This is a genomic window from Gammaproteobacteria bacterium, assembly GCA_016195665.1.
Lineage (GTDB): Bacteria > Pseudomonadota > Gammaproteobacteria > SURF-13 > SURF-13 > JACPZD01.
In genome coordinates this window covers 67,704-88,325 of the sequence record JACPZD010000035.1, presented here as the reverse complement: position 1 = coordinate 88,325, position 20,622 = coordinate 67,704, and the positions used below count along the sequence as shown (strand labels likewise).

The window sequence follows — 20,622 nt, the reverse complement described above, 5'->3', positions numbered from 1 at the left end:
TACCTAATATTTAGTTATGCGGCTTGAAGTTGCCGAGGAGCCGGATCTCGGTAATGAGGGGGTTTGGCTCGCCGGAGTGAGCGTCGCGCAGCGGGATGCTGAAGGTCGGCGCTACGCGGCGGTGGCCTTCGCCGTATTGGTCGTCTTGGATCACCGTATGGGCCGTGCGCCCTTGCAGCACCACGCTCGGCCCGTCTTCAAGCACTTCGATAATCTGGCAGTCTAATCCCTGGTAATTTATACGCCGCCCAATCAGGCCACGCAGTTGTTCCAGGCTGATGTGAGCGTCTGGCGTCTTTTTAGAATATAACGGCCCGGGTTTGAAGTAAAATAGGAGTTATGGTGACACGGGTTATCAGGACGATTATATGGTAAGGGTTTTATTTATCTGCATGGGTAATATCTGCCGCTCTCCCACTGCCCAGGGGATGTTTACGCAGTTGCTTGAACAAGAAGGTCTCGAACACCTTATTGAAGTGGATTCCGCAGGCACTCACGCGTATCACATCGGTGAGCCGCCCGACGTGCGTGCGCAGCAGAGCGCCGGCAAGCGCGGGATAGACATCAGTCGTCTGCGCGCGCGCCGGGTGGAAGAAACCGATTTTGAGCGTTTTGATTACGTGCTGGCGATGGACAGGGAAAATTACTCTCTCCTGGAGACTCTTTGCGAGGAGCCGCATCGTTCCAAACTGAGATTGTTTCTGGAGTTCGCGCCGCATCTGCGCGAAGAGGAGGTGCCCGATCCTTATTACGGCGGCGCCAGCGGCTTCGAGCGGGTGTTGGATATGATCGAGGCCGCCTCGCAGGGTTTGCTGGAGGACATCCGCCAGCGTCACCTCCATCGCGTGTGACCTCGCAACTCTACACCGACATCGAGACCGCTCTGGGGGCCAGGCCGGTCTCGGCGCACGCCTTGAGTGGCGGCTGCGTGGGTGAGGTTTACAAGGTGGAGCTTGCCGATGGGGATGTGATTGTCGCCAAGGTCGGCGGGAGCCCGGCGGCCAGGCTGGATCTGGAAGGCTGGATGTTACGGTATTTGGCCGAGCACAGCCGCCTGCCGGCGCCCGCTGTGCTGTACAGCAGCGATTCGCTGTTGTTGATGGAGTTTGTAGAAGGTGAGAGTCACTTCACCAGGGCCGCTCAACAGCACGCCGCCGAACTGTTGGCCGAATTGCACAACATCCGCGCCCCGCAGTTTGGGCTCGAAGGCGATACCTTGATCGGCGGTCTCCACCAGCCCAATCCATGGACCCCTTCCTGGCTCGATTTTTTCCGTGACCAGCGGCTGCTGTATATGGCGAATGAGGCGGTAGGGGAGGGTCGCCTGCCGCAAAAGATGCTGGGACGCATCGAAAAGTTCGCCGCCCGGCTCGACCGGTGGCTGGAGGAGCCCGGACATCCGTCGCTCATCCACGGCGATGTGTGGACGACCAATGTGCTCGCCGCGAACGGTCGTATCACCGGATTCATAGATCCCGCGATCTATTATGCCGATCCTGAAATCGAGCTTGCGTTTACCACCTTGTTCGGCACGTTCGGCGACGCCTTTTTCCAGCGTTACAACGAAATCCGTCCGTTGCGTCCCGGTTTCATGGAGGAACGGCGTGATATTTATAACCTTTATCCCTTGCTGGTTCACGTGCGCCTGTTTGGCGGCGGTTATGTGCAGTCAGTGGACGGCGTCTTGAGCCGCTTTGGCTGTTAAGGGACCTCTGAAAAACCCGTCCCTAGGATTTTTCAGAGTTTCCTAATAATAAATACCGATTTTACCGCAGAGGACGCAGAGAAATGCGATTAAATAGCTTCTTCTCCGCGTCCTCCGTGGTGACAATTTTATTATAAGGAACCTCTGATGTGTCAGAGGTTCCTTAATTATTGGGGCGTTCCATTGTGAAAGTTGCGACGTTCTGGTAGCCTGTAGTCCCGTCGGGTAGGAGTCGCGCCCGCCTCCAATTTCAGGTTCCGATGGCCAAATATATCTTTATTACCGGCGGTGTGGTGTCTTCTTTGGGGAAGGGCATCGCCTCCGCCTCGCTGGGGGCCATCCTGGAGGCGCGCCGCCTCAAGGTCACTCTGCTCAAACTCGATCCTTACATCAATGTAGATCCCGGCACCATGAGCCCGTTCCAGCACGGCGAGGTGTTCGTGACCGAGGATGGCGCCGAGACCGATTTGGATCTCGGCCATTATGAACGGTTCGTGCGCACCACTACCGGCAAGCGCAACAATTTCACCACCGGCCAGATCTACGAAAACGTGATCCGCAAGGAGCGCCGCGGCGACTATCTGGGCGGCACGGTGCAGGTCATTCCCCACATCACCGACGAGATCAAGCGCTGCATCCGCGAGGGCGCGGGCGACGCCGACGTGGCGATGGTGGAGATCGGCGGCACGGTGGGCGACATCGAATCCTTGCCCTTCCTGGAGGCGATCCGCCAGATGGGGGTGGAGCTCGGCCCGGTGCATACGCTCTATGTTCATCTAACCCTGGTGCCCTACATCTCCACCGCCGGTGAAATGAAAACCAAGCCCACCCAGCACTCCGTGAAGGAACTTCGCAGCATCGGTATCCAGCCCGACGTGCTGCTGTGCCGTACCGATCGGCCGTTGCCAAAAGACGAACGCCGCAAGATTGCGTTGTTTACCAACGTTCAAGAACGCGCGGTGATCTCCGCGGTGGACGTGGACAACATCTACAAAATCCCGCTGTTGCTGCACGCCCAGGGCCTCGATGACATCGTGCTGGATAAACTGCGTATCCAGGCGCCTGAGGCGGATCTCTCCGAATGGGAGAAGGTGATTCACGCCATGGAGCATACGACGAGCGAGGTGCGCGTGGCGATGGTGGGGAAATATGTTCATCTTACCGAATCGTATAAATCGCTTTCCGAGGCCCTGACCCATGCAGGCATACATACCCTTACGCGGGTGAAGATAGTCTACGTTGACTCCGAGGAGATTGAGCGCAACGGCACCGCGGTGTTGGAGGGCATGGACGCCATCATCGTGCCCGGCGGGTTTGGGGAGCGCGGCATCGAGGGGAAGCTTCAGACCATCAACTATGCGCGCGAACACGGTATTCCCTATCTGGGAATTTGCCTCGGTATGCAACTGGCGGTGATTGAGTTTGCCCGCAACGTGGCGGGGCTTGCCGGGGCGCACAGCACGGAGTTTAATCCCGCTACGCCGCATCCCGTGATTGGGCTCATCACCGAATGGATGACGGATGAAGGTACTGTGGAACGGCGCGACGCCGCCTCTGACTTGGGCGGAACGATGCGCCTGGGGGGACAGAAATGCGCCCTCGTTCCCGGCACCCGTGCCCGGGCAGTGTATGGAAAAGATGTCATCACCGAACGCCACCGTCACCGTTACGAATTCAATAATCGCTATCTGGAGCCCTTGCAGAAGGCGGGTTTGGTGATCTCCGCGAAGTCCATGGACGGAACTCTCGTCGAGATGATTGAGTTGCCCAATCACCCGTGGTTTGTGGCGTGTCAGTTTCACCCTGAATTCACCTCCAATCCGCGCAGCGGCCACCCTTTATTCAGTGGATTCATCCAGGCGGCGCGCCGGCAGCACGCGGAGACGCCCCGTCAGGTGGCAGCATTATGAGATGCATGAAAAACGAGAATTTTTGCCCAAGACAAGGCGTAGCGCTTTCGAGAAGCGGAGCATACATGACAGTATGTGAGCATCGGAGCAAGTGCTACAACACAGTATTGGGCAAAAGGGCGAAGTTTTTCATATGAGGTTATGCGGCTTCGAGGCGGGTCTCGACTACCCCTTCTTTTTGATTGCAGGCCCATGCGTCATCGAGAGCGAACAACTCGCCCTGGACAGCGCCGGTCAACTCAAGGAGATCACCGCCAGCCTCGGCATCCCGTTCATCTATAAATCGTCTTTCGACAAGGCCAACCGCACTTCCAGCAAAAGTTTCCGGGGGCTGGGTTTCGAAGAAGGGCTGCGCATTCTGGAGAAGGTCAAGACACAAATCGGTGTACCGGTGCTCACCGACGTGCACGAAGACACGCCCCTGGAGGAGGTCGCCAGTGTGGTGGATGTTTTGCAAACACCTGCCTTTCTGTGCCGCCAAACCAATTTCATACAAAACGTCGCGCGCCAGGGCAAGCCCGTCAATATCAAAAAGGGCCAGTTTCTCGCACCCTGGGACATGAAGAACGTGGTGGACAAGGCCAGAGAAGCCGGCAATCAACAGATCCTGGTCTGTGAGCGCGGCGTGTCTTTCGGTTACAATAATCTGATTTCCGATATGCGCGCGCTGGCGGTGATGCGCGAGACCGGCTGTCCGGTGGTGTTCGACGCGACCCACTCCGTGCAATTGCCGGGCGGGCAGGGGGCGAGCTCCGGCGGCCAGCGCGAGTTTGTCCCCGTGCTGGCCCGTGCGGCGGTAGCGGCAGGGATAGCGGGGCTGTTTATGGAGACCCATCCGCGACCGGCGCAGGCCTTGAGCGATGGACCGAACGCCTGGCCACTGAGCAAGATGGAGCGGCTGTTGCAGACTCTCAAGCTTATAGACAGCAGCGTGAAGATGCACGGCTTCGCTGAGCAGCAAATCTAATAATAAATACGATTTACCGCAGAGGACGCAGAGAAACATTATTTTTCTCCGCGTCCTCTGCGGTGGCGCTTGAAGATTTATATAAAGGATAACAGTGTCGAAGATCAAAGAAGTGCGGGCGCGCGAGATCATAGACTCGCGCGGCAATCCCACCGTAGAAGTGGATGTGGTAACGGAATCGGGGGCTCATGGACGCGCAGCGGCGCCGTCGGGCGCTTCCACCGGCTCACGCGAGGCCATCGAACTGCGCGACAACGATCCCAAGCGCTACGGCGGCAAAGGGGTGCAAAAGGCCGTCGCCAACGTCAACACGGAATTACGCAGCGCGCTGTGCGGGCTGGAGGTCACCGCCCAGTCCCATCTCGACCAACGCATGATCGAGCTCGATGGCACGCCCAACAAGGCTCGACTCGGTGCGAACGCCATTCTTGCGGTGTCGCTGGCCGCCGCACATGCCGCGGCGCGTGAGGCTCGTATGCCTTTGTTCCGCTACCTCGCCGGATTGGTCGCTCCCGGCGTCCTGCCTCCGGCGACATTAGTACGTCCCTGTACGTCAAGCGGCACGGACGGCGCGGCGTTGCTGATGCCTGTGCCGATGATGAATGTCATCAACGGCGGGGCGCATGCCGACAACAGCATAGACTTGCAGGAATTCATGATTCTCCCGGCCGGCGCGGCGAATTTCAGCGAGGCGGTACGCTACGGCGCCGAGGTGTTCCATGCCTTGAAAAAGGTCTTGCACGCCCGTGGTCTCAATACCGCAGTCGGCGACGAGGGCGGTTTCGCGCCGAACTTGTCTTCCAATGAGTCCGCCATTCAAATTATTTTGGAAGCCATTGCTCACGCGGGTTACATACCCGGCAAAGATGTCTTCCTCGGCATAGACGCCGCGAGTTCCGAGTTTTACAAGGATGGCCATTACGTGCTGGCCTCCGAGAACAAGCGGCTTACCAGCGCGCAGTTTGCCGAGTATCTGTCCGCCTGGGTGGACAAGTACCCCATCATCTCCATCGAGGACGGCATGGCCGAGGACGACTGGGCCGGCTGGGCGCTGCTCACCCAGCGCCTCGGCAAGCGCGTGCAACTGGTGGGCGATGATCTGTTCGTCACCAACACCGAAATCTTCAAGAAGGGCATTGCCGAAGGCATCGCCAATTCCATCCTCATCAAGCTGAATCAGATCGGCACGCTGAGCGAAACGTTGGCTGCCATTGCGATGGCGAAGCAGGCTGGCTATACGGCGATCATCTCGCACCGCTCCGGCGAGACCGAGGACACCAGCATCGCCGATCTCGCGGTGGCGACTCAAGTCGGGCAGATCAAGACCGGCTCGATGTCGCGCTCGGATCGCGTGGCCAAATACAATCAACTGTTGCGCATCGAGGAAGATCTGGGCGCGGAGGCCCGCTATGCAGGGCGTAGCGCATTTCCCAAGCTTACTCTATGATGGGCTTTGAGAAATGGTAAGGCGTGAGGAGTGAGGCGTGAGGTCTGTAACTTTTTTACTATCGGCTTTTAACTGTTCACTTGATAGGGCGGCGGCCTAGACGATGAAGTGGCTGGTGACGATACTCAGCGCGATGCTGCTGCCGCTCCAGTATTCTTTATGGTTCAGCGATAGTAGCCTTATCTCCTCTTGGAGTATGAAGCAGGCCATAGAGACCCAGCTCCAGCAGAACAAAACCCTCAGGGAGCGTAACCTCGCCCTCGATGCGGAAGTCAGGGATCTGAAGACCGGCACGGCGGCTGTCGAGGAACGCGCCCGTAGCGAACTCGGTTTGATCCGCTCCGAGGAGACCTTTTATCAGGTTATTCGGTGACACCGGAAGCGACCCGTGATCCGTGGGTAGCCGGTTGCACACATCTCTCATTGACTGCAAAAACAAAATCGCAAACAAAGCCATGAGTTACTGGGCGGTGATACCGGCGGCCGGTGTCGGAGCACGCATGGGCACGGAGCGACCCAAGCAATATCTCCCCCTGCGAGGCAAGCCGGTCATAGAGCATTGCCTGGATCGCTTGGCGGCTCATCCAAAGGTCAGCGGTGTCGTGCTGGCGCTGGGACAAGACGATGGCTATGGTGCGCAGTTTTTTTCACGGCCGTTATGGAACGGCAAACCCTTGCACCGTGTAGTAGGCGGCGCGCAACGTAGCCACTCCGTATTAAACGCCCTGGTGCGCCTGGCGGAAATCGCCGAGCTTGATGATTGGGTTCTGGTGCATGATGCGGTGCGCCCTTGTCTACGGCATGCCGATATAGATAAGCTGATCGCTACCCTGGAGGGACATCCTGTGGGCGGACTGCTGGGTGTGCCGGTTTCAGACACGATCAAGCGCGTGGCGGCGGATCATCGAGCGGTTGAGACAATCGCCCGCTTGGAATTATGGCGTGCACTCACTCCGCAGATGTTCCGTCTCGCTGCACTCACCCGCGCGTTGACCGAGGCGATTGAGAGAGGCATCGAAGTAACCGATGATGCGGCGGCCATGAGTCTCAGCGGTGCAGTACCGGTCATGATCGAGGGCCACGCCGACAATATCAAGATTACTCACCCCGCGGATCTCGCTCTCGCGGAGTTTTATCTGACCCGGCAAGAGGAATCATTGTGAGAATCGGCCATGGTTATGATGCACATGCTCTGGTCCCCGGCAGAAGATTAGTGCTGGGTGGAGTGACCATTCCCTACGAGCAGGGACTGGCTGCGCACTCCGATGGCGACGTTCTTATCCATGCCCTCTGCGATGCGCTGCTCGGCGCGGCGGGTCTCGGCGATATTGGCCGTCATTTCCCCGATAGCAGCACGCAATATAAGGGCATAGACAGCCGCATCCTGTTGCGCCGCGTGCGAGATCTGGTTAAGGAACGGGGATTCGGCATTGCCAATATGGATGCGACACTCATCGCGCAGGCGCCAAAGCTGGCGCCGCATTTTGACGCGATGAGAATGAACCTCGCAAGCGATCTGAACATCCTTCCTGACCGCATTAACATCAAGGCCACCACGACCGAAGGAATGGGATTCACCGGCCGCGGCGAAGGCATCGCCGCACATGCGGTGGTATTGCTTGAATACAGGGGAAAGGGGAAAGGGGAAAGGGGAAAGCAGGCGGTCTCTCTGCCTGGGGAATTTCCATCATAGGCGCTTCAACAGCACATATACCGCACCGGTGCCGCCGTCCACCTGGCGGGCGGAGCAGAACGCCAGCACTTCGTCGCGTTGTTGTAGCCAACCGTTCAGCTTGTTCTTCAAAACCGGTTGTTTGTGGCGCGAGCCATAGCCCTTGCCGTGGATGATGCGCACGCAGCGCGCGCCCATTGCCCGGACATCCACCAGAAACTCCGCAAGCGCCTGGCGCGCCTCGTCCACGGTCATGCCATGTAGATCAAGTTCGGCTTGGACCGTGAATTGGCCGCGCCGCAGCTTGCGGATCAGTCCGTGCTGCAGGCCTTTACGGCTGAATAACAGCTCTTCTCCCGTTTCGACCTCGGCGGGGTCGAATGCGGTCGCTCCCGGCGTCCTGCTTCCCGCGACATTAGTACGTCCCTGTACGTCATCGGACAGCATATCGCGCATGATGCGCTGCTGCTCCAAGTGCGTTTGGCGTGGAACCGGAGACGGCCGTTTGCGCGGGTGGACGGTCTTGTCGTGTTTCAGCGGTGTTACCCGCTGGGTCGCACGGCGAAACAGTTCACCCTCTTCATCGGAGAGTTGAAATTTGCGGGCCATGGTGAGTATCCTGCCAGAATCCGGCCACAGGTGACAAGGAAAAAGCCGGGCTCAGTTCTGGGCGAGTGGACTGGATTTATCTGTAAGGTCGCGGTAGGGCTGTTGCAGCCAGCCGATGAGTTCGTTCGCTGCAAGCGGTTCGCAGAGATAATTCCCTTGAGCTATGTCGCAGCCCAGTTCCTTTAATTTTTTCAGCGTGTCCGGATGTTCAACGCCCTCCGCGCTCACGGTGCGTTTCATGTTGTGCGCGAGATTGATGGCGGAGCGGACGATCACCGCATTGGTCTCATCGGACATCTCTATAACGAATGACTTATCAATATTGATCCGTTGAATGGGCAGCTTGTTGAAATAGGCCAGCGAGGCGAACGAGGCCGTGCCGTAGTCGTCGATGGAAATCTGTACCCCCAGATCAGACAAGCGACCCAGCACCGCTTGGGTGAGCTGGGGGTCGGCCAGAATCGCGGCCTCGGTGATCTCCAACTCCAGCCAGAAAGGAGGTGTGTTTAAACTTTGCAGCGCGTGGTTGATCTGTTCAAAAAGTTGATCGTGTTGCAGACTCGCCGGGGAGAGGTTGACCGCGACGGGCAGTTTGATGTCCGCTTGATGCCAGCTCTGGCAGGTCCTGAGCGCCTCGTTCAGCACCCAAGAGGTGAGCGGGTGAATGAGCCCCGTGCGTTCCGCGAGATGCAGGAAATGTTCCGGCAGAAGTAGACCCTGTCGTGGATGTTGCCAGCGTACCAGGGCCTCGACGCCGGTTACCCGGCCGGTCTTGAGGTCTACCTTGGGCTGATAATGGAGGATCAGTTCGTTGTGTTGGATGGCGTGACGCAATTCGCCTATCAATGTGATTTCATTCAGCCCTTGTTGATTCAGGGTGGGGTTGTAAATGGAATAACCGCTTTGGGTGCGTTTGGCGTAATACATGGAGAGATCCGCATGCCGCATCAAGGTGTCATTGTCCTCGCCGTGCTCGGGGAAGAATGCGATACCGATACTGGCGCCGATGGTGAAGCTGTGTCCGTCCAGATTTAAGGGCTGCTCCAGCGTGGTCAATATCTTCTGCGCGGTATGGACGGCCTGCTCGGGGTTTTCTACACTCGGCAGCACCACGGCAAACTCGTCTCCCCCCAGGCGGGCGATGGTATCCGATTCCCGCAAGGCGCCGCGCATGCGTAATGCGATCTGCTGTAACAACAAGTCTCCAACGTGATGACCGAGCGTGTCATTGACTTCCTTGAAGCGATCCAGATCCATCATGAGCAAGGCGACTGTCTTGCCCAGGCGCTGTGCAGTGACGAAGGCATGTTGCATCCGATCGTGCAGCAAGGTGCGGTTGGGCAGCCCCGTTAAACTGTCGTGCAGGGCTTGATGTTCCAGCAGCTCGCCCTGATGCACCAATTTCCAACGCATACGCTCCAGGTCTTGCCCCAGGCTCGTCACTTCACTGATGTTGGTGGGTACATCGAGTTGCTTGGTGATTTCGCCCATCGCCACCTGGTGCGCCGCGTTACCCAGGCGGCGTAAGGATCGCGTGATTTGCCAGCCGGAGAAGATGACCAGTGCGAGCGACAGCAGGCCGTAAGCCAGCACCAGGAACAAGCCACGCTGGTAGGCGGTCTTGATTTGTTCCTGAGTCGGCTCCTCGTCATAACCGAGACGCAGGACGCCGCTGATGTTGCCGTCTTCGTCTCGCAGGGACACGGAGATGTAATAGACCGTGTCCCCGTGCTGACCAAAGAAAAAGTCTTCCTTGAATTCGCCAAGATCGGCATTAGCGACGTTTTTTGGATTTACTGTTTGCCCGTCAGGGGTCATGATCTGGGCGAAGATCACTTGTCCGCTCTGCAGGGCGCCGGAGACCATCTCTTCCGGCGATTTCTGCGCTATCTCCTGAGCAAACAGGACGGCAAACAGTTGCGAATTGGATCGCACTTGCTGGATAAACTGAGTTTGATAGCCCTCCTTAGTAAGGGATATCACGCCGTAGTACAGCAAGGGCACCAGCAAGGCGTGAATGACCAGCATGCCGAGCAACATGCGCCCGGTGAGGCTGGCGAAGAACGCTATTACTCTATTGGACCTTGCCATAGCTTCGTGCCTACCTAAATGTCCGGCCGGGTGGCCGCGGTCTGCAGATAACTGCCGTGATGATACCGGGTGTTCCAATAGCCCAGCGGCGTGTGAAAACGCCCAATCCAGGCGGTGGTTTCCGAACCCAATAGCCAGCCGGCCTGCAGGCGTTCGATCTCGGCGTCCACTTCTCGAGCGATATCAACCTCGGCTAACACGCGCAGGCATCCATAATCGGCCGAATAAAATATAGCGAGCGCCGCATCGGGCTGGTCCTTACGCAGCGGATGCTCGTCGTGCCCCATGGACATGGCCATTTCATTAGACTCTATGTCCCGCCGTAGGACACCGTTCAATTCGGGAAATAAAATAAATTCGGCCCATGCCGAGTGGCTTGCGCCCAGTAAGAGTGCAGCAAAAGCAAGTTGTCTGATTAAAAGGGGCATAAGAAAAGAGTGACGCGATGAGAGTAAGGTTTTGTCTAACTTGAAATGTCCAGTATCATAGGAGACTGGGCTTGTGGCCGTTGCGTAAACTCGGTGGTAGGCAACCGTACACAATGGGCATATCTGTGGGGGAACTTTATCTTGTATCGAGTCAAGGCAAAAAGCGAGCCAAGTTTTCATATATCGGCCATAAGCCTTGGATCTGAATAATGAAAATCCTAATTAGCAATGACGACGGCTATCAGTCGCCGGGAATCCGTTGTCTGGCTGGGGCCTTGGCCAAGATCGCCGAGGTCACCGTGGTGGCGCCGGACCGCGATCGCAGCGGCGCCAGCAATTCGCTCACCCTGGACAGCCCGATACGCGCCATGCGGATGGACAACGGCTTCATCCGGGTGGATGGCACGCCCACGGATTGTGTGCACCTCGCCATCACCGGCTTGTTGGACGAGGAGCCCGATATGGTCATCGCCGGCATCAACAGCGGCGCGAATCTCGGCGACGACGTGCTGTATTCCGGCACTGTGGCGGCGGCGATGGAGGGCCGGTTTTTGGGTCTGCCCGCGCTCGCCGTGTCGCTGGTCGGGCAGCAGCACTACGAGACGGCGGCGCGAGTGGTGGAGGTGTTGATCGGCCGCTTGCAGGTGGACCCGTTGCCCGCCGATACGATTCTGAACATCAATGTGCCCGATCTGCCGTGGGAGCAACTGGCCGGATTTGAGGCGACCCGCCTGGGACATCGCCACAAAGCCGAGCCGGTGCTGCGCATGACAGATCCGCGCGGGAGGACGATCTACTGGGTCGGACCGCCGGGCACGGAACAAGACGCCGGGCCGGGCACCGATTTTCACGCCATCAAGCGTCACTTCGTTTCGATCACCCCCATCCTGGTGGATCTGACCCGTTATCCCGCCCTCGACAAGATCGCCACCTGGCTGCAAGGATTCTCCTTTCATCCCGCACAAGCTGGATTGCCGGTGAAGCCCGCGCAGGGACTAGAGCGATGAGTGTCCGCCATCAAGGCATCGGCATGACCTCGCCGCGCACGCGCGAGCGTCTGATCCAGCGTCTGCTGGAACAGGGCATACGTCATCCGGACTTGCTGGAGGCACTGCGCAACGTCCCGCGTCATATTTTTATGGACGAGGCCCTGGCAAGCCGCGCCTACGAAGACACCGCGCTGCCTATCGGTCACGGCCAGACCATTTCCCAGCCCTACATCGTGGCGCGCATGACGGAGGCGCTGCTGACGTCGGGTCCGTTCGGCAAGGTGCTGGAGATCGGCACTGGATCGGGTTATCAAACCGCCGTCCTCGCCCAGCTTGCCAAGGAGATCTACAGCATCGAGCGTATCCAACCCCTGTTGCTTACTGCGCAACAGCGCTTCAGGGAACTCAAGTTGCGTAATATCAACGCCAAGTACGGCAACGGCAGTCAAGGCTGGCCGGAACAGGCGCCCTACGACGCTATCCTGGTCACCGCCGCGCCGGCGGCGATCCCTCCCGCCTTGGTGGAGCAATTGGCCGAGGGTGGCCGCATGGTGATCCCCCTCGGCCGCCGCGGTACTCAAGAGTTGACCCTCATCACGCGTACCTCCGAGGGCTTAAAGAAAGAAGTGCTGGAACGGGTTAGTTTTGTCCCTCTGATGGGCGGCAAGTAAAGTGCGACTATTCTCAGCCCTGTATAACCGAACGATGCAGTGGGCCAGGCATCGTCATGCACCGTGGTTTTTGGGCGCACTCAGCTTCGCCGAGTCGTCTTTTTTCCCCATCCCGCCGGACGTCATGCTCGCCCCCATGGCCCTGGCGCGTCCGGAACGGGCCTGGGTTCTCGCCGCGCTGACCATGATCACGTCGGTATTGGGCGGTTTGTTCGGTTATTTGATTGGCCATTTCGCCTTCGAACTGATCGCGCCCCTTATCCAACGCGCGGGTTATTGGCCCGCCTATCTTCAAGCCAGAGAATGGTTCGCGGAGTGGGGCTTCTGGGCGATCTTTATCGCAGCGTTCACCCCCATCCCCTACAAGATGTTCACCATCGCCTCGGGGGTGATCTCAATGGCGCTGTTGCCGTTTGTGCTCGGCTCTTTAATCGGACGCGGCGCGCGGTTTTTTATGGTGGCCGGGCTAATGGTGTGGGGCGGCCCGCGCATGGAAGGATTGCTGCGTAAATATGTAGACGCGATAGGCTGGTCGGTGGTCGCGTTGGCGGTGGCGGCTTATTTCATTTTGAGTACACGATGAGTGTGAGCAGGCTGTTGAAAAACAGTCTGCGTGCGGCCCAGGGATGGGCCGCCATTTTTCAAACACGCCGTATGTGTTTGGAAAATGGAGCAAAGCAAAAACCACATTTTTTGCTTTGCGTGTTGAAGAAGACCAAGGATGGTCTTTTTCAACATCCTATAAGTGCAGCGTGGCCGTTATCCCTGCTGCTGTGGCTTGCCGGTTGCGGCGGCCCCATGGTGCTTGCCCCGGTGGAACAGGACGAGGATGCAGTGACGAGTGATGAGCCTGCACGCCGCGATTTCTATCATATAGTCGCAGCGGGCGAGACCCTGTACGCGATTGCCTGGCTATACGGCCAGGACTACCAACAGGTGGCCGCATGGAACCGGCTCTCGTCGCCTGACCGCATCTACGCCGGCCAACGGCTCCGGGTAACGCCGCCCGACAGCGTGGAAGTCTCCAAGCCGGTGAAAACTATTTCGGCCCCTGCACGCCCCACGCGCCCCGTCCTCCCGCCTGTAGCAACTCCTGCGCCCCTTATCGCGCCGATCCCGGCCGATGATAACGACACGCCGACGAGCGGCAGGGTGTTATGGAAATGGCCCGCGACCGGCCAGGTGCTGCCCGAACGTTCCGGCTCCGAAAAAGGCATCAGCATCGCCGGGCGGGAAGGTCAGCCGGTACGCGCGGCGGCGGCGGGGCGGGTGGTTTACAGCGGAAACGGCCTCAAGGGGCTCGGCGAGCTAGTTATAGTAAAACATGATAAATCCTTCTTAAGTGCTTATGCTAACAACAAAAAGAGGCTCGTAAAAGAGGGTGAAAAAGTCGCCTTGGGACAGCCCATCGCCGAGATGGGCAAGAGCACTTCGGAGCAAGTGCAACTGTATTTCGAGATACGTAAGGATGGCAAGCCGGTGGACCCCTTGCAGTATCTCCCCAGAAACAGGCAGTAGATTTTTTTCAGGATCCTTAGAGCTTATCCACAAATAATTTACCGCAGAGGACGCAGAGGAATGCCTTCAAGAAGGCTTTGTTTCTCCTCCGCGCCCTCCGCGGTGAAGCCTTTTCATCGCAAGGGAGACACAGGGGAGCTATTTATGGATATGCTCTTAGATCATCAGCAAGGCGGCGGCCACCCTACGGCCTTCGTTCATGAGGATGTTATAGGTGCGGCAGGCCGCGCCGGTATTCATTACCTCGACGCCGATGCCTTCTTCAAGCAGGCTCGCGGTGAGGGCGGGCGGGGGAAAGCGCAGTCGCCCGCCGCTTCCCAGCAACACCACTTCAGGCCTCAGTTCCAGCAAAACGGCGAAGTGTCCGGCGCTGAGATCGTCAAAATGTTGCGGCGGCCAGTCTCGCAGGATCAGGTCGGGCAGAATGATGCAGCTTTGGGTGAGCACTTCTCTGGCAGGAGGGCGGCTGGGATGAAGCCCTGCTTCAGGTAGCGAGCTGATACATATTTGTCCAGCCGCATACGAGTGAATGATATAATTGCCCGGATTTGATTCGAGACTAAATTTCATAGATTGACAGCCAAAGGCGCGCTCAGTAATGTGCGCCTGTTACTAATCAGAAACAAAGTAAGCGTATGTACTTACTTTGTTTCTGATTAGTAAAAAACCCTTATTACTTACCCCCACCCTGTCCCGCCCCCTGAACAGGGGGGCGGGAACGAGGCGGAAATGTCATCTTACTATATGAACTGCTTAGTAACTCTTTACACTTTGATTGGGTATATCCCGTGATCACCGATTTTCTCAGGATCAAACGCCTTCCTCCTTACGTCTTCAACATTGTAACAGAGTTGAAAGCGAAGGCGCGCGCGCGCGGCGAGGACATCATTGACTTCGGCATGGGCAATCCCGATCAGCCCACCCCTAAGCACATCGTGGATAAACTGATCGAGGCGGTGCAGCGCGGCGACACCCATCGCTATTCCGCCTCGCGCGGCATTCCACGTCTGCGCAAGGCGATTTGCGGCTGGTACAAACGCCGTTTTGACGTAGATCTAGACCCCGATAAAGAGTCCATCGTCACCATCGGTTCCAAGGAAGGTCTGGCGCATCTGGCACTTGCCACGATGGGTGCGGGGGACACGATACTGGTTCCCAATCCGTCTTATCCCATTCATCCCTATGGTTTTGTAATTGCGGGTGCGGATATCCGCCACGTGCGGCTTACGCCGGGGATAGACTTTTTTGCCGAGCTGGAAAAGGCGATCAAGGATTCATGGCCCAAGCCGAAGATGCTGGTGCTCAATTTCCCCGGTAACCCGACCACCCAATGCGTGGAGCTGGACTTCTTCGAAAAGGTTGTCGCCATTGCGCGGGAGAATGAAATCTGGGTGGTACACGATCTCGCTTACGCCGACATCGCCTTCGATGGTTATGTCGCGCCCTCGATATTGCAAGTCAAAGGTGCGACGGATGTCGCGGTGGAATTTTTTACTTTGTCGAAGAGTTACAACATGCCGGGCTGGCGGGTGGGCTTCATGTGCGGCAATCACCATCTGGTCGCGGCGCTCGCGCGCATGAAGTCGTATCTCGACTATGGTACCTTTACTCCCATTCAAGTGGCCGCGATCACCGCGCTGGAGGGGCCGCAGGACTGCGTGAAGGAGATCTCCGAGATGTACCGCAGCCGCCGCGACGTGTTGTGCGAGGGATTGAATGCCCTGGGTTGGCCTGTGGAAAAACCCAAGGCGAGCATGTTTGTGTGGGCGCCCATTCCCGATCCGTATAAGCATCTGGGTTCGCTGGAATTCTCCAAACGGCTGCTGGAAGACGCCAAGGTCGCGGTCTCGCCCGGCATCGGTTTCGGCGAATACGGCGACGATCACGTGCGCTTTGGGCTGATCGAAAACGAGCACCGCACCCGGCAGGCGATCCGCGGCATCCGCGAGATGTTTCGAAAAGACAGAGTAGGGCCGAATTCATTCGGCCAATCTTCCGGCGCTGAATTCATCCGGTCAGCCAGTTAGGCTGAGTTTTTTCGGTCAATCCCATGAACTCCCTGAACCCTGTCAAAGTCGGCCTGCTGGGCCTCGGTACGGTCGGCGGCGGCACAGTCAATGTGTTGCGCCGCAACGCCGAAGAAATCACCCGCCGCGCGGGCCGCGGCATCCAGGTGGTGCACGCCGCCGCGCGCGATCTCTCCAAATCCCGCATCTGTAACTATGAAGGTATCCGGCTTACCGCACACCCTGTCGAGGTGGTGGAAAATCCAGACATCGAGATCGTCGTCGAACTGATCGGCGGTGTGGACATCGCCCGCGACCTCGTCAACCGCGCCATCGCCAACGGTAAACATGTGGTCACCGCCAATAAGGCGTTGATTGCGCGCCATGGTAATGAGATCTTCGCCGCCGCGCGCGACCAGGGCGTGATGGTCGCCTTCGAAGCCGCAGTGGCGGGCGGCATCCCCATCATCAAGGCAATCCGCGAGGGTCTGGCCGGCAACCGCATCGAATGGTTGGCGGGCATCATCAACGGCACCGGTAATTTTATCTTGACCGAGATGCGCGACAAAGGCCGCGACTTCGCCGACGTGCTGGCCGAGGCGCAGCGGCTCGGTTACGCCGAGGCCGACCCCACCTTCGATGTCGAAGGGATAGACGCCGCACACAAGCTCACCATCCTCGCCGCCATAGCCTTCGGCATCCCGCTGCAATTCGATAAGGTGTATACCGAAGGCATCACCCGCATCACCCGCGAAGATGTGAATTACGCCGAGCAGCTTGGTTACCGCATCAAGCATCTGGCGCTATCGCGGCGCACGACCAAAGGTATCGAACTGCGCGTGCACCCCACCCTGATTCCGTATCGGCGTCTGATTGCCAACGTGGACGGGGTGATGAACGCCATCGTGGTGACCGGCGATGCGGTCGGGCCGACTCTCTATTACGGCGCCGGCGCGGGAGCCGAACCGACTGCCTCGGCGGTGGTGGCGGATCTCGTTGACGTGGTGCGCGCGCTTACCTCGGACCCCGAGAACCGGGTCCCGCATCTCGCCTTCCAGCCCGATGCGCTTTCCGACTTCCCGATTCTGCCGATGGAAGAGGTCGAGACCGCCTATTATCTGCGCATGCAGGCGACTGACCGGCCGGGCGTGCTGGCCGATGTGACGCGCATTCTGGCCGATCACTCGATCAGTATCGAAGCGATACTGCAAAAAGAACCGGTGGCCGGCATGAGCAGCGTCTCGGTGATTATCCTCACCCAGCGCGTCTTGGAACGCCAAATGAATCAAGCCGTGGCGCGCATTCAAGCGCTCGATACCATCAGCGGAGAAGTGACGCGCATTCGTTTGGAGCAGTTGTCGCGGTAATTTTGTTTGCAACCGCAGCGCGAAAGGTAATACGGAACAGTGAGCGCTTAGTTGCGCACCGCAATCACAGGAGATGAAATATGATTCGTAGTTCCAGAGTCGTTTTGATCGCGATATTCAGCGTCGTTGCCAGTGCATTAGGACATGCACAGGACGTGCGTCAAGAGAAGACAATCTCCCTGGCATTGGCGAACGCAGCCGCTGCCGCGGCTGTTGAGGCGTGCCGGACGAAAGGCTGGCTGGTATCCGCTACAGTGGTCGACCGAGCCGGTCAGATCAAGGCCTTGCAACGCGCCGACGGCGCGGGCCCGCACACCGTTGATTCGAGTCGCCGCAAGGCTTACACGTCGGCTTCCATGCGCGCGAACACGAGTGATATAGTGCAAACCATTCAGAAAAATCCCGCTGCCGCGAACCTTGCTCAGATCGACGGCTTTCTGATCCTGGGCGGCGGTATGCCGATTCGTGTGGGCGATGAAGCGGTGGGGGCGATCGGCGTGGGTGGTGCTCCGGGCGGACACCTTGACGATCAGTGCGCGCAAGCCGGCATAGATAAAATTCAGGAGCAGATCAAGCAAGATCAGTAGCCGAAAGCTACGATTTTGTATGTAATTTAATAGAAGTTGAACAGTCACATAGCTGCGAGACGTGACTACGGTAGCTGAACTCAAGGAATCACTATGCCCCGTTACACCGGACTCATCAATAAATACCGCGACCGCCTGCCCGTACACGATGACACGCGCATCATCAGCCTGGGCGAGGGCGCCACGCCGCTGGTGCGGTTGCATCATATCCCGCGGCTGCTCGGCAAGGACGTGGAAATTTATGTGAAGTGCGAGGGTCTGAACCCCACCGGTTCATTCAAGGACCGCGGCATGACCATGGCGGTGACCAAGGCGGTCGAAGAGGGCCGCCGCGCCATCATCTGCGCCTCCACCGGCAACACCTCAGCGGCTGCGGCGGCCTATGCGGCGCGCGCAACGATTACCGCCTTTGTGCTGATCCCCGACGGCAAGATTGCACTCGGCAAGCTCGCGCAGGCGATGATCTACGGCGCGGTGGTGATTCAGATCAAGGGTAATTTCGACGACGGCATGCGGCTCGTCAAAGAGGTCGCGCACGAGGCGCCGGTGACCATCGTCAACTCCATCAATCCGTATCGCTTGCAAGGTCAAAAAACAGTGGCCTTCGAGATCGTCGAGGAACTTGGATTCGCCCCCGATTATCACTGCTTACCGGTCGGCAACGCCGGTAACATTACCGCGCACTGGATGGGTTACAGCGAGGATTACAGCAACGGCGCGATCAAAAAGCGTCCGCACATGGTCGGCTATCAGGCGAGCGGTGCCGCACCGTTCATGCGCGGCCGGATGGTGGACAACCCGGAGACGGTGGCGACCGCGATTCGCATCGGCCATCCGCAGTCCTGGGACAGCGCCTGGAAACTGCAACAGGAATCCGAAGGTTGGTTCGATGAATGCAGCGATGAGGAAATTCTCGCCGCGCAAAAATTGCTGAGCGGCAAGGAAGGCATCTTCTGTGAGCCCGCCTCGGCGGCCTCGCTGGCCGGAGCGATGCGCGACATCCAATCAGGAAAGATACCGGAAGGCAGCCGCATTGTGTGTACCCTGACGGGCAACGGACTTAAAGACCCCGACACCGCCATCAAACAATGCGCCGCCCCCGTAGCCAGTGTGGAGGCGAGCCTTAACTCGGTCAAGGCGGCCATCCTGCAACGCCTTGTTTAGCCATATCTTCCGCAGCTACGCTGCGTGTTCCGTGGCGCCGGCACGGATAAACAGGAGGGCGCCGGTCTTGGTGGTAATAGTGCCGTGGGGCAGGCCCTTGGGGGCGAGATGGTAATCCCCGGCACGGCCCGCAATATCCCCCAGCATTACCTCTCCCTCCAGCACTAAACATTCTTCATCAGCCGGATGGTCGTGCGCGGGCAGACTGGCGCCGGGGTGCATACGCAGCAGGAAAGAGCGGCTGTGTTGAGCAACATCGCTGTAGAGCAGCTTCATCTCTACCAAGGGGGTGAGGCGGGTCCATTCTCCTTCATTGGCCCGTATGGTCAGAAAGTTAAGCGGCGCAATTTGGGCCGCGGAGCGTATGCGTTCCATGATGACGCGGCGCATGGCTTCCTTACGCTCGCGGTCAGGCTCGACAGGATTTAGCCCAAGCAGCAAGGCCTCCGCAGACTTTGGGTCTAAAATAGGATCATCGGGCGGGTTTTCGTTCATAACATTTATTGCTATAGCGAAAGTTGATTATGTGAGTTAAGCAGTTGCTGCAGCGCCGCCAGGGCCTTGCGGAGGTGTGTCTTGACCGTGCCCAGGGGTATAGCGGTATACGTGGCGATTTCTTGATGGCTCATGCCCTTGAAAAAGGCCAGCGCAATGAGTTGGCGTTGTTGCGCGGACAGGCCTTGCAGCGCGGCATGCACAACGCTTTCGCGTTCCACTGCGGATAACAAATCTTCTGGATTGGTCCCGGCAACGCTTAACTCTGAGTCCAGGGTTTGCGGTTCAGGATGAAACTCCGCCTTGTCCCGCCGGCGCAGATGATCGAGCGCCCGGCTGCGGCAGATCGTCAACAACCAAGCCAACACACTGCCGCGTTGAGCATCGTAACGTCCCGCCTGTTGCCACACCTGCCAATAGACATCCGCCACCACCTCTTCGGCCGCATCACGGCGGCCGGTAATACGCAAGGCCACGCCATAGACACGCGCTACGGTCATGTCATAAAGGCTTTCTAACGCGCTCTGCTCCCGCCTGGCGATGGCCGCCAGCAATTCGCAGCAGGCCTGATCCGCACTATCGGCCGTAGGCACTTGGGGCGGATTATTGTCGTTGGACTTATCCATTCCGCCAAGTGTAGCAAATAGGGGCCAAATTTCACCACTAACTCAGGAGTCACAAAGTAAGGCAACAATGTCTTATGACGTGACTCCTGAGTAAATACCCTGTTTTACCTACCCCCACCCTGTCCCGCCCCCTACATAGGGGGCGGGGACGCAGCGGGAAGTGTAATCTTACTTACTGACCTGTGAGTAACTTACGCAACAATCCGCAGTATTGGATGTTTTTGAGCCGCATCCAAAATGACCTCCGGTTCGTATAGACGCAGTGGTGAGGCGGAAAACGTTAGCCTGTGTCTGCATCCATTCACCCAAGATCTGCGTAATAGTGAATGACATTTCTCATCAAACATTTCAAATTAACTAAGGAGAGAAT

General features: G+C 58.1%; 23 protein-coding genes. 16 read left to right on the top strand and 7 right to left on the bottom strand.

Annotated features, from left to right (window positions below; genetic code table 11):
• Positions 1-10 precede the first annotated feature (10 nt).
• Positions 11-205: a hypothetical protein gene (locus tag HY028_09550; GenBank protein MBI3345078.1), complete on the bottom strand. Its 195-nt coding sequence runs from the start codon at positions 203-205 to the stop codon at positions 11-13.
• A gap of 163 nt (positions 206-368) precedes the next feature.
• Here HY028_09550 and HY028_09545 point away from each other — a divergent pair, with 163 nt between their 5' ends.
• The 8 genes from HY028_09545 (at position 369) to HY028_09510 (ending at position 7,722) form a co-directional block, all read left to right on the top strand.
• Positions 369-851, top strand: a complete 483-nt coding sequence (locus HY028_09545) for a low molecular weight phosphotyrosine protein phosphatase (GenBank protein MBI3345077.1) — start codon at positions 369-371, stop codon at positions 849-851.
• Positions 848-1,705 carry a fructosamine kinase family protein gene (locus tag HY028_09540; GenBank protein MBI3345076.1) on the top strand — a complete coding sequence of 286 codons (858 nt, stop codon included), beginning with the start codon at positions 848-850 and terminating at the stop codon, positions 1,703-1,705. The genes HY028_09545 and HY028_09540 overlap by 4 nt, the downstream gene beginning before the upstream one ends.
• A 260-nt stretch (positions 1,706-1,965) precedes the next feature.
• Positions 1,966-3,615, top strand: a complete 1,650-nt coding sequence (locus HY028_09535) for a CTP synthase (GenBank protein MBI3345075.1) — start codon at positions 1,966-1,968, stop codon at positions 3,613-3,615.
• 133 nt (positions 3,616-3,748) lie between these two features.
• Positions 3,749-4,582 carry a 3-deoxy-8-phosphooctulonate synthase gene (gene kdsA / locus HY028_09530; protein MBI3345074.1) on the top strand — a complete coding sequence of 278 codons (834 nt, stop codon included), beginning with the start codon at positions 3,749-3,751 and terminating at the stop codon, positions 4,580-4,582.
• A 94-nt stretch (positions 4,583-4,676) separates the two neighbouring features.
• Positions 4,677-6,029, top strand: coding sequence for a phosphopyruvate hydratase (gene eno / locus HY028_09525; protein ID MBI3345073.1), 1,353 nt, complete (start codon positions 4,677-4,679; stop codon positions 6,027-6,029).
• A 103-nt stretch (positions 6,030-6,132) separates the two neighbouring features.
• The gene (gene ftsB / locus HY028_09520; protein MBI3345072.1) at positions 6,133-6,402 is read left to right on the top strand and encodes a cell division protein FtsB; all 270 of its coding nucleotides are present in this window, start codon (positions 6,133-6,135) and stop codon (positions 6,400-6,402) included.
• Positions 6,403-6,484: 82 nt separating this feature from the next.
• A complete protein-coding gene (ispD, locus tag HY028_09515; protein MBI3345071.1) occupies positions 6,485-7,192 on the top strand; it encodes a 2-C-methyl-D-erythritol 4-phosphate cytidylyltransferase in 708 nt (235 codons plus the stop codon).
• The gene (locus HY028_09510) at positions 7,186-7,722 is read left to right on the top strand and encodes a 2-C-methyl-D-erythritol 2,4-cyclodiphosphate synthase (GenBank protein ID MBI3345070.1); all 537 of its coding nucleotides are present in this window, start codon (positions 7,186-7,188) and stop codon (positions 7,720-7,722) included. Before ispD ends, HY028_09510 begins: the two co-directional genes overlap by 7 nt.
• Here the strand turns inward: HY028_09510 and HY028_09505 are convergent.
• From HY028_09505 to HY028_09495, 3 genes are read right to left on the bottom strand one after another with little or no spacing between them, the layout of a single operon-like run.
• Positions 7,717-8,310, bottom strand: coding sequence for a Smr/MutS family protein (locus HY028_09505; GenBank protein ID MBI3345069.1), 594 nt, complete (start codon positions 8,308-8,310; stop codon positions 7,717-7,719). The two genes, HY028_09510 and HY028_09505, sit on opposite strands and share 6 nt — an antisense overlap.
• Before the next feature lie 51 nt (positions 8,311-8,361).
• Positions 8,362-10,401: an EAL domain-containing protein gene (locus tag HY028_09500; protein MBI3345068.1), complete on the bottom strand. Its 2,040-nt coding sequence runs from the start codon at positions 10,399-10,401 to the stop codon at positions 8,362-8,364.
• Between the two features lie 14 nt (positions 10,402-10,415).
• The gene (locus HY028_09495; protein ID MBI3345067.1) at positions 10,416-10,694 is read right to left on the bottom strand and encodes a hypothetical protein; all 279 of its coding nucleotides are present in this window, start codon (positions 10,692-10,694) and stop codon (positions 10,416-10,418) included.
• A 344-nt stretch (positions 10,695-11,038) separates the two neighbouring features.
• On the opposite strand from HY028_09495, the gene surE reads away from it, so the two are divergent.
• The 4 genes from surE (at position 11,039) to HY028_09475 (ending at position 14,007) form a co-directional block, all read left to right on the top strand.
• The gene (gene surE, locus HY028_09490) at positions 11,039-11,836 is read left to right on the top strand and encodes a 5'/3'-nucleotidase SurE (protein ID MBI3345066.1); all 798 of its coding nucleotides are present in this window, start codon (positions 11,039-11,041) and stop codon (positions 11,834-11,836) included.
• Positions 11,833-12,489, top strand: a complete 657-nt coding sequence (locus HY028_09485; protein MBI3345065.1) for a protein-L-isoaspartate(D-aspartate) O-methyltransferase — start codon at positions 11,833-11,835, stop codon at positions 12,487-12,489. Before surE ends, HY028_09485 begins: the two co-directional genes overlap by 4 nt.
• Position 12,490: 1 nt before the next feature.
• Complete coding sequence (locus tag HY028_09480) at positions 12,491-13,072, top strand: DedA family protein (GenBank protein MBI3345064.1); 582 nt, start codon at positions 12,491-12,493, stop codon at positions 13,070-13,072.
• Positions 13,073-13,194: 122 nt separating this feature from the next.
• On the top strand, positions 13,195-14,007 hold the full coding sequence (locus HY028_09475) for a peptidoglycan DD-metalloendopeptidase family protein (protein MBI3345063.1): 813 nt from the start codon (positions 13,195-13,197) through the stop codon (positions 14,005-14,007).
• 156 nt (positions 14,008-14,163) lie between these two features.
• Here HY028_09475 and HY028_09470 read toward each other — a convergent pair whose 3' ends face one another.
• On the bottom strand, positions 14,164-14,577 hold the full coding sequence (locus HY028_09470) for an Mth938-like domain-containing protein (protein ID MBI3345062.1): 414 nt from the start codon (positions 14,575-14,577) through the stop codon (positions 14,164-14,166).
• 221 nt (positions 14,578-14,798) lie between these two features.
• Here HY028_09470 and alaC point away from each other — a divergent pair, with 221 nt between their 5' ends.
• The 4 genes from alaC (at position 14,799) to HY028_09450 (ending at position 19,131) form a co-directional block, all read left to right on the top strand.
• A complete protein-coding gene (gene alaC / locus HY028_09465) occupies positions 14,799-16,034 on the top strand; it encodes an alanine transaminase (protein MBI3345061.1) in 1,236 nt (411 codons plus the stop codon).
• Positions 16,035-16,066: 32 nt separating this feature from the next.
• Positions 16,067-17,380 carry a homoserine dehydrogenase gene (locus tag HY028_09460; GenBank protein MBI3345060.1) on the top strand — a complete coding sequence of 438 codons (1,314 nt, stop codon included), beginning with the start codon at positions 16,067-16,069 and terminating at the stop codon, positions 17,378-17,380.
• Positions 17,381-17,460: 80 nt separating this feature from the next.
• Positions 17,461-17,967 (top strand): heme-binding protein, encoded by a 507-nt coding sequence (locus HY028_09455; GenBank protein ID MBI3345059.1) that lies wholly within the window; start codon positions 17,461-17,463, stop codon positions 17,965-17,967.
• Between the two features lie 93 nt (positions 17,968-18,060).
• The gene (locus HY028_09450; protein MBI3345058.1) at positions 18,061-19,131 is read left to right on the top strand and encodes a threonine synthase; all 1,071 of its coding nucleotides are present in this window, start codon (positions 18,061-18,063) and stop codon (positions 19,129-19,131) included.
• 15 nt (positions 19,132-19,146) lie between these two features.
• On the opposite strand, the gene HY028_09445 is transcribed toward HY028_09450, so the two are convergent.
• Positions 19,147-19,626, bottom strand: a complete 480-nt coding sequence (locus HY028_09445; GenBank protein MBI3345057.1) for a cupin domain-containing protein — start codon at positions 19,624-19,626, stop codon at positions 19,147-19,149.
• Positions 19,627-19,637: 11 nt separating this feature from the next.
• Entirely contained in the window at positions 19,638-20,252 is a 615-nt protein-coding gene (locus HY028_09440; GenBank protein MBI3345056.1) for a sigma-70 family RNA polymerase sigma factor, read from the bottom strand.
• Positions 20,253-20,622 lie beyond the last annotated feature (370 nt).

What these genes read in the sequence shown, in the direction of transcription:
- HY028_09545 (MBI3345077.1), top strand. Translation starts at nt 369, where the DNA reads ATGGTAAGGGTTTTATTTATCTGCATGGGTAATATCTGCCGCTCTCCC.
- HY028_09535 (MBI3345075.1), top strand. Translation starts at nt 1,966, where the DNA reads ATGGCCAAATATATCTTTATTACCGGCGGTGTGGTGTCTTCTTTGGGG.
- kdsA (MBI3345074.1), top strand. Translation starts at nt 3,749, where the DNA reads ATGAGGTTATGCGGCTTCGAGGCGGGTCTCGACTACCCCTTCTTTTTG.
- ftsB (MBI3345072.1), top strand. Translation starts at nt 6,133, where the DNA reads ATGAAGTGGCTGGTGACGATACTCAGCGCGATGCTGCTGCCGCTCCAG.
- ispD (MBI3345071.1), top strand. Translation starts at nt 6,485, where the DNA reads ATGAGTTACTGGGCGGTGATACCGGCGGCCGGTGTCGGAGCACGCATG.
- HY028_09505 (MBI3345069.1), bottom strand. Translation starts at nt 8,310, where the DNA reads ATGGCCCGCAAATTTCAACTCTCCGATGAAGAGGGTGAACTGTTTCGC.
- HY028_09500 (MBI3345068.1), bottom strand. Translation starts at nt 10,401, where the DNA reads ATGGCAAGGTCCAATAGAGTAATAGCGTTCTTCGCCAGCCTCACCGGG.
- HY028_09495 (MBI3345067.1), bottom strand. Translation starts at nt 10,694, where the DNA reads ATGTCCATGGGGCACGACGAGCATCCGCTGCGTAAGGACCAGCCCGAT.
- surE (MBI3345066.1), top strand. Translation starts at nt 11,039, where the DNA reads ATGAAAATCCTAATTAGCAATGACGACGGCTATCAGTCGCCGGGAATC.
- HY028_09485 (MBI3345065.1), top strand. Translation starts at nt 11,833, where the DNA reads ATGAGTGTCCGCCATCAAGGCATCGGCATGACCTCGCCGCGCACGCGC.
- HY028_09470 (MBI3345062.1), bottom strand. Translation starts at nt 14,577, where the DNA reads ATGAAATTTAGTCTCGAATCAAATCCGGGCAATTATATCATTCACTCG.
- HY028_09455 (MBI3345059.1), top strand. Translation starts at nt 17,461, where the DNA reads ATGATTCGTAGTTCCAGAGTCGTTTTGATCGCGATATTCAGCGTCGTT.
- HY028_09450 (MBI3345058.1), top strand. Translation starts at nt 18,061, where the DNA reads ATGCCCCGTTACACCGGACTCATCAATAAATACCGCGACCGCCTGCCC.
- HY028_09445 (MBI3345057.1), bottom strand. Translation starts at nt 19,626, where the DNA reads ATGAACGAAAACCCGCCCGATGATCCTATTTTAGACCCAAAGTCTGCG.
- HY028_09440 (MBI3345056.1), bottom strand. Translation starts at nt 20,252, where the DNA reads ATGGATAAGTCCAACGACAATAATCCGCCCCAAGTGCCTACGGCCGAT.